Origin of the sequence: Bifidobacterium sp. UBA4282 (genome assembly GCF_002394995.1) — a bacterium.
Classification (GTDB): domain Bacteria; phylum Actinomycetota; class Actinomycetes; order Actinomycetales; family Bifidobacteriaceae; genus Bifidobacterium; species Bifidobacterium pullorum_B.
The window spans coordinates 9,150-16,705 of record NZ_DGVO01000009.1 but is presented as its reverse complement, the minus strand read 5'-3'; the positions used below and the strand labels follow the sequence as shown (position 1 = coordinate 16,705).

The window sequence follows — 7,556 nt, the reverse complement described above, 5'->3', positions numbered from 1 at the left end:
GTCCAACAAACGGGGCGCAGTTCAATGAGGGGGCTGCGTTGTTATCGATGTCTTTCCCTCGCCGGACGGAGCGGCCGGCGAGGCAGACTGCTCCTCTTTACTTGCCGCCCTCGAAGTTCAGCTGACGCCAGGCCTCATAGATCGCAATCGAGGCGCAGTTCGTCAGGTTCAGGCTACGCAGGCTCGGGCGCATCGGCAGACGGACCTGCTCGGCCACATGCGGGCCGAACATGATGTCCACCGGATCCGGGATGTCGCCCGGCTCCGGGCCGAACAGCAGGATGTCGGTCGGCTTGTATTCGATCTCGGTATACAGTTTGGTGGCATGCGCCGTGAACGCGATGATGCGCGAGTTCGGCATCGACTCCACCAGATTCTCGAAGTTCGGGTGCATGACCACATGCGCCATGTCGTGATAATCCAACCCGGCGCGGCGCAGCTTCGTGTCATGCAGGTTGAAGCCCAACGGCTCCACCAGATGCAGGATCGTGCCGGTCACCGCGCACAGGCGGATCGCCGAACCGGTGTTGCCCGGGATGCGCGGTGAGTAGTAGCACAGGTGCGGGGTCACGGTCTCCGCCTGGGCGGCTGCCTCGGCCGAGAGCATGGCGTCCACCACGCTGATCGGATTGCCGTGCGCGTCGGTCACCAGCTCGTCCGGTCCGTAGTTCGATTTCCGGTAGCCGTACTCGTACATCTGCTCGACCTGCGCCTCCGGGGCCTGCGGGTTCGCTGCTTCGTTCGTCATGATTGCCAACATTAGGGACGCGAGCCGACAGGCCGCGGGCGACGCTCATACAGTCGCATATAGTCATGCAGTGTCCCTGCCCGGGAAGCGAACACATGGCGTGGTAGGCGGAGTGTCATGCACAATGGTGGAGTGCCTGAAGAAATCGAACGTGAAGAGCGGCTGCACGTCAGCGCCACGGCGGCATGCCGTCATCTGGCCGCGTGGTGGGAACTGAACGCGCGCGACTTGCCGTGGCGATTCGGCCGTACCACGCCATGGGGCGTGATGGTCTCCGAGGTGATGAGCCAGCAGACGCAGATGAGCCGCGTAGTGCCGTATTGGGAGTCCTGGATGGCCGTCTGGCCGGATGCAGCGGCGCTCGCCGTCGCCTCCACCGCCGAGGTGATCACCGCCTGGGGACGGCTTGGCTATCCGCGGCGGGCGTTGCGATTGCAGGAGTGCGCCCGTGTGGTGGCCGAGGAATACGCCAACGAGCTGCCCCATACGTATGAGGAGTTGGTGGCCCTGCCCGGCGTGGGCGACTACACGGCCTCCGCCGTGCTGAGCTTCGCCTTCGGCGAGCGCGTTGCGGTCATCGATACGAATATCCGCCGCGTGCTGAGCCGGGTCTTCCTCGGTATGGAGTCGCGCGGGGGCACGGCCTCCCGGACCGAGCGCGAATTAGCCGAGCGCGTGCTGCCCGAGGAGATGCCGGAGCGGGATGCTTCGGGTTCGTCGGTGATATGGAACCAGGCGGTTATGGAGTTGGGGGCCACGGTCTGTACGGCCAAGGCGCCGCAGTGCGGCGACTGCCCGTTGCGGGGCGAGTGCGCGTTCCTGGCGGCGGGGCTTCCCGGGCTGGGGGAGCGGCGCACCCGGCCGCGCCAACGGTTCCAGGGCACGGACCGTCAGGTGCGGGGCATTATCCTGAACGCCTTGCGGCAGGCCGCCGCACAGGCGGCGCGTGGTGTGGCGGACGGCCGGCTCGAAACGGGCGCGCCTGGTGCCGTGCCGAGATCGCAAATCGAACAGTTGTGGCCGGATCATGTGCAGCTGGATGCCTGCATCGCCTCGTTGGACGAGGACGGTCTGCTGGACATGCTGCCCGACGGCTCGCTGCGCCTGCCGCAGTGAGGGAGGAAACGGCATCGGACGTATCAGTGACGTATCAGTATGGTGTGAAAATGGCGATGACGGGCTGGGAACGTCGCTGTGGCGCGCACGCCCCCTTTAGACTAATGTGTTATGGCCACACGTACACCAGCGCGCACCGGTAAGCGGCGCAAACGCAAACTGAGCGAGAAGCAGCGCCGTATCTATCGGAGGCGTCGTATTGTAGTCGGCGTCGTGCTGGTGCTGGTACTGGCGTTGGTCGGGTTCTGCGTGTACAGCATCGGCCGCGGCGCGTTCGCTGTGGGGGCATTGGTGGCGGGCCATGACGTGGGCATCGCGCGCAAGGCCGTGCCCGATCCCACGCCCAGCACCGGCGTGCGCGATTGCGTGGAGGATAGCATCTCCTTGGAGCTGTCCACCACGACCCAGACCGTTCCCGTGGGCGGGTCGATCGATTTCGCCGCCGGCATTGTGTACAGCGGCACGGTCAGCTGTCTGATCGATGGGTCGGATGCGAATCGCGTGCTGACGATCACCTCCGGGGATGATCAGATATGGCGGTCCGATTCCTGCCCGGTCGAATCCCGCATGCTGATGATGGCGCAGGGGGATGAGGATATCCAGACCATGCGGTGGAACACGAACCGTTCCGGGAAGGGGTGCGTGGACGACGCCGATCTGCCGAAGGTCGCGGCGGGCACATATATGGCGCAGTTGAGCCTGAAGGACCATCCGGAGGTCGTCAGCCAGCAGGTGCCGTTCATCGTGCAGTAGGGGAGAAGCCGCGGGCGATGGGCCAGTGCGCCATGACGCCGTCGGGAAGGGTATGGCGGCGGATCGGTGCCACGGTGCGTCGCGTCGGTACGGCGGTGCGGCAGTGTGGCAGTGCAGGACCGCGCCCGCCTCAGACGGGACACGCCTGGATTGTCAGGCGTGTCGAGGTGCGGTAGCATAATGTGTTTGCGTATATGCATGTCATATGGCGGGCATGCTGACAAGGAAGAAGCGCCCGCGAACAGGCATATGGCGGCCGTCCAAGCGCTTCTGGGGAATGATACCGAAGAACCAAGCGAGCGATAAGGAACGTCCATTGGCTGCCGAACAAGCTACGACGAGTACCACCACCATCATCGCACGCGCCGACCAGCATGACATCGATCTGCACAAGGCGTCGGACCGTGTGAACTTCGGCTCCATCCGCGAGCCCATTGATGTGCCCTACCTGCTGGGCGTGCAGACCGACAGCTTCGACTGGCTGATCGGCAACGAGCGCTGGAAGCAGCGCGTGCAGGAGGATCTGGAGAACGGCACGAACACCGTGCCGCATGTCTCGGGCCTGGATGAGGTCTTCCAGGAGATCTCCCCGATCGAGAACTTTGCCCAGACCATGTCCCTGACCTTCTCGGATCCGTACTTCGAGGAGCCGCGCCACACCGTGCAGGAGTGCAAGGAGAAGGACTACACCTACTCCGCGCCGCTGTACGTGAACGCCGAATTCGAGAACGGCGACACCGGCGAGATCAAGTCCCAGACCGTGTTCATGGGCGACTTCCCGCTGCAGACCCCGCACGGCACCTTCATCATCGGCGGCACCGAGCGTGTCATCGTCTCCCAGCTTGTGCGTTCCCCGGGCGTCTACTTCGACCGCACCCCGGACCGCACCTCGGACAAGGAGATTTTCGGCGCGAAGATCATCCCGAGCCGCGGCGCCTGGCTGGAGTTCGAGATTGACAAGCGTGACGTGCTCGGCGTGCGCGTGGACCGCAAGCGCAAGCAGTCCGCCATCGTGTTCCTGATGGCCATCGGCATGACCAAGCCGGAGATCCGAGAGGCGTTCAAGGGCTACCCGCTGGTGCTCGACGCGCTCGACAAGGAGACCATCGAGACCCAGGACGAGGCGCTGACCGATCTGTACCGCAAGATCCGCCCGGCCGACACCGCCACCCCGGAGGCCGGCAAGAACCTGCTGGAATCCTTCTACTTCAACACCAAGCGTTACGATCTGGCGCGCGTCGGCCGCTACAAGATCAACCGCAAGCTCGGCCTGGAGGCGGACTACAACGACCGCAGCCTGAGCCGCGAGGACATCATCGCCACCATCAAGTACCTGGTGACCCTGCACGCCGGCGACAAGACCTTCCCGGGCCGCCGCGACGGCGAGGACATCGAGCTGCGCGTGGACGTGGACGACATCGACCACTTCGGCAACCGCCGCATCCGCCAGGTCGGCGAGCTGATTCAGAACCAGCTGCGCACCGGCCTGAGCCGTATGGAGCGCGTGGTGCGCGAGCGCATGACCACGCAGGACGCCGAGGCCATCACCCCGCAGTCGCTGATCAACATCCGTCCGGTGAACGCCACCATCAAGGAGTTCTTCGGCACCTCGCAGCTCAGCCAGTTCATGGACCAGAACAACCCGCTGGCCGGCGTGACCAACAAGCGCCGTCTGTCGGCCCTGGGCCCCGGCGGTCTGTCGCGCGACCGCGCCTCCATGGAGGTGCGAGACGTGCACCCGTCCCACTTCGGCCGTATGTGCCCGATCGAGTCTCCGGAAGGCCCGAACATCGGTCTGATCGGCTCGCTGGCCACCTTCGGCCGCATCAACCCGTTCGGCTTCATCGAGACCCCGTACCGCAAGGTCGAGCACGGCCACGTGACCGATGACGTGGTCTACATGACCGCCGACCGCGAGGTCGAGCACGTCATCGCCCAGGCCAACCAGGAGCTGGACGAGAACGGCAACTTCATCTCTAAGGACGCCCTGGTGCGAGACGCCGCCGGCGAGGCGGAGGACGTGCCGGTCGACATGGTCGACTACATGGACGTCTCCCCGCGCCAGATGGTGTCGGTCGGCGCCTCGCTGATCCCGTTCCTGGAGCACGACGAGGGCCACCGAGCACTGATGGGCACCAACATGCAGCGTCAGGCCGTGCCGCTGATCGAATCGGAGCGTCCGCTGGTGGGCACCGGTTCCGAGTGGCGTTCCGCCATCGACTCCGGCGACGTGATCCTGTCCGAGAAGCCGGGCGTGGTGACCTACGTGTCCGCGGACATCATCCGCGTGATGAACGACGACGGCACCACCTCCAGCTACAAGCTGACCAAGTTCCAGCGTTCCAACCAGAGCACGTGCTACAACCAGGTGCCGCGCATCAAGAACGGCGAGCGCGTGGAGACCGGCACCGTGCTGGCCGACGGTCCGGCGACCGACAAGGGCGAGATGGCCCTGGGCAAGAACCTGCTGGTGGCGTTCATGCCGTGGAACGGTTACAACTACGAGGACGCGATCATCGTCTCCCAGCGCCTGGTGCAGGACGACACGCTCTCCTCGATCCACATCGAGGAGTATGAGATCGACGCCCGCGAGACCAAGCTGGGCGCCGAGGAGATCACCCGCGACCTGCCGAACGTCGGCGAGGACGCGGTGGCGAACCTGGACGAGCGCGGCATCATCCGCATCGGCGCCGAGGTCGAGGCCGGCGACATCCTCGTCGGCAAGGTCACCCCGAAGGGCGAGACCGAGCTGACCCCGGAGGAGCGCCTGCTGCGTGCGATCTTCGGTGAGAAGAGCCGCGAGGTCCGCGATACGTCGCTGCGCGTGCCGCACGGCGAGTCCGGCACCGTGATCGCCGTCAAGGAGATCACCCGCGCCGACGCTGAGGAGGACGGCGACGAGCTGCCCAACGGCGTGAACCAGACCGTGCGCGTGTACATCGCCCAGCACCGTAAGATCACCCAGGGCGACAAGCTCGCGGGCCGTCACGGCAACAAGGGCGTCATCTCCCGCATCCTGCCGGAGGAGGACATGCCGTTCCTGGCGGACGGCACCCCGGTCGACATCATGCTCAACCCGCTGGGCGTGCCGAGCCGAATGAACCTGGGCCAGGTGCTGGAGATGCATCTGGGCTGGGTGGCCCACGCCGGCTGGGACATCACGGTCGATCCGGAGCTTGAGGCCGAATGGAAGAGGTACGTGCCCAAGGGCGCCGAGAAGGGCGAGCCGGGCACCCCGGTGGCCACCCCGGTGTTCGACGGCGTCAAGCAGGAGGTCCTGCACGGCCTGCTCAAGAACACGCTGCCTGACCGCGACGGCAACAAGCTCGTCGGCGAGAACGGCAAGGCCACGCTGTTCGACGGCCGTACAGGCGAACCGTTCCCCAAGCCGATCTCGGTGGGCTACATGTACATGCTGAAGCTGCACCACCTGGTCGACGACAAGATTCACGCCCGTTCCACCGGTCCGTACTCGATGATCACCCAGCAGCCGCTGGGCGGCAAGGCCCAGTTCGGCGGCCAGCGCTTCGGCGAGATGGAGGTGTGGGCCCTTGAGGCCTACGGCGCCGCCTACACGCTGCACGAGATGATGACCACCAAGTCGGATGACGTGGACGGCCGCGTGCGTGCCTACGGCGCCATCGTCAAGGGCGAGAACCTGCCGCCGGCGGGCATCCCCGAGTCGTTCAAGGTGCTGTTGAAGGAGATGCAGTCCCTGTCGCTGAATGTCGAGGTGCTCAACGCCGAAGGCCAGGCCATCGACATGAAGGACGAGGACGACGATCCGATGTCTGCCTCCGACGATCTGGGCTTCAACATCGGCGCGCGCCCCGACGCCGCCGCCAAGGAGGACCAGGCCGTCGAGGAGCCCGAATACCAGTGATTCCCCGGGTCGCCGGCCACAAGCCGGCCGGCGACCCCATGAACGTCAAGAAACACAACTTCAATAGACAGGAATACAAGTGCTGGACGTCAACGCATTTGACAAACTGAGGATCGGCCTGGCCACCGCCGACGACATCCGCAGCTGGAGCTACGGCGAGGTCAAGAAGCCCGAAACCATCAACTACCGCACCCTGAAGCCGGAGAAGGACGGTCTGTTCGGCGAGCAGATCTTCGGCCCGACCCGCGACTGGGAGTGCGCCTGCGGCAAGTACAAGCGCGTGCGCTTCAAGGGCATCGTGTGCGAGCGATGCGGCGTGGAGGTCACCAAGTCCCGCGTCCGCCGCGAGCGCATGGGCCATATCGAGCTGGCCGCCCCGGTGACCCACATCTGGTTCTTCAAGGGCGTGCCGAGCCGTCTGGGCTACCTGCTGGACATCGCGCCGAAGGACCTGGAGAAGGTTATTTACTTCGCCGCGTACATGGTCACCAAGGTGGACGACGAGCAGCGTCACCAGGACCTGCCCGACCTGCAGGAGGAGCTCGACACCGAGATCGGCAACCTGGAGAAGCGCCGCAACAACGAGATCGAGGAGCGCGCCAAGAAGGTCGAGGCCGATCTGGCCGAGCTCGAGGCCGCCGGCGAGGCCAAGGGCGCCGCCAAGGCCAAGCTGCGCAACAGCGCCGAGCGCGAGATGGCGGCCATCCGCCAGCGCTACGACGATCAGATCCAGCGCATCTCCGCCGTGTTCGACCGCTTCAAGGGTTTGAAGCCCGGCGACATGGAGGGCGACGTGGACCTGTGGCGTGAGATGCAGGACCGTTATGGCGACTACTTCGAGGGTTGCATGGGCGCCGAGGCGATCAAGAAGCGCCTGCAGGACTTCGATCTGGAGGGCGCGGCCAAGCAGCTGCGCGAGGAGATCGACACGGGCACCGGTCAGCGCAAGGCCCGCGCCCTGAAGCGCCTGAAGGTCGTCAACGCCTTCCTGACCACCGGCAACAAGCCGGAGGCCATGGTGCTGGACGTGATTCCGGTCATCCCGCCGGATCTGCG

At 65.4% G+C, this 7,556-nt stretch carries 4 protein-coding genes and 1 pseudogene; 4 read left to right on the top strand and 1 reads right to left on the bottom strand.

All coding sequences use genetic code 11. The annotated features are described in order from the left end of the window. Positions 1 to 97: 97 nt before the first annotated feature. Complete coding sequence (locus B4C31_RS01085) at positions 98 to 748, bottom strand: tRNA (cytidine(34)-2'-O)-methyltransferase (RefSeq protein WP_081883116.1); 651 nt, start codon at positions 746 to 748, stop codon at positions 98 to 100. A gap of 117 nt (positions 749 to 865) precedes the next feature. Here B4C31_RS01085 and B4C31_RS01080 point away from each other — a divergent pair, with 117 nt between their 5' ends. From B4C31_RS01080 to B4C31_RS01065, 4 genes and pseudogenes are all read left to right on the top strand, one after another. Next, the gene (locus B4C31_RS01080) at positions 866 to 1,864 is read left to right on the top strand and encodes an A/G-specific adenine glycosylase (protein ID WP_414631818.1); all 999 of its coding nucleotides are present in this window, start codon (positions 866 to 868) and stop codon (positions 1,862 to 1,864) included. A gap of 111 nt (positions 1,865 to 1,975) precedes the next feature. Beyond that, on the top strand, positions 1,976 to 2,617 hold the full coding sequence (locus B4C31_RS01075; RefSeq protein WP_291530984.1) for a hypothetical protein: 642 nt from the start codon (positions 1,976 to 1,978) through the stop codon (positions 2,615 to 2,617). Between the two features lie 316 nt (positions 2,618 to 2,933). Then, on the top strand, positions 2,934 to 6,500 hold the full coding sequence (gene rpoB / locus B4C31_RS01070) for a DNA-directed RNA polymerase subunit beta (RefSeq protein ID WP_291530983.1): 3,567 nt from the start codon (positions 2,934 to 2,936) through the stop codon (positions 6,498 to 6,500). 79 nt (positions 6,501 to 6,579) lie between these two features. Continuing rightward, positions 6,580 to 7,556 (top strand): annotated as a pseudogene (locus B4C31_RS01065) (DNA-directed RNA polymerase subunit beta'); the annotation flags it as partial.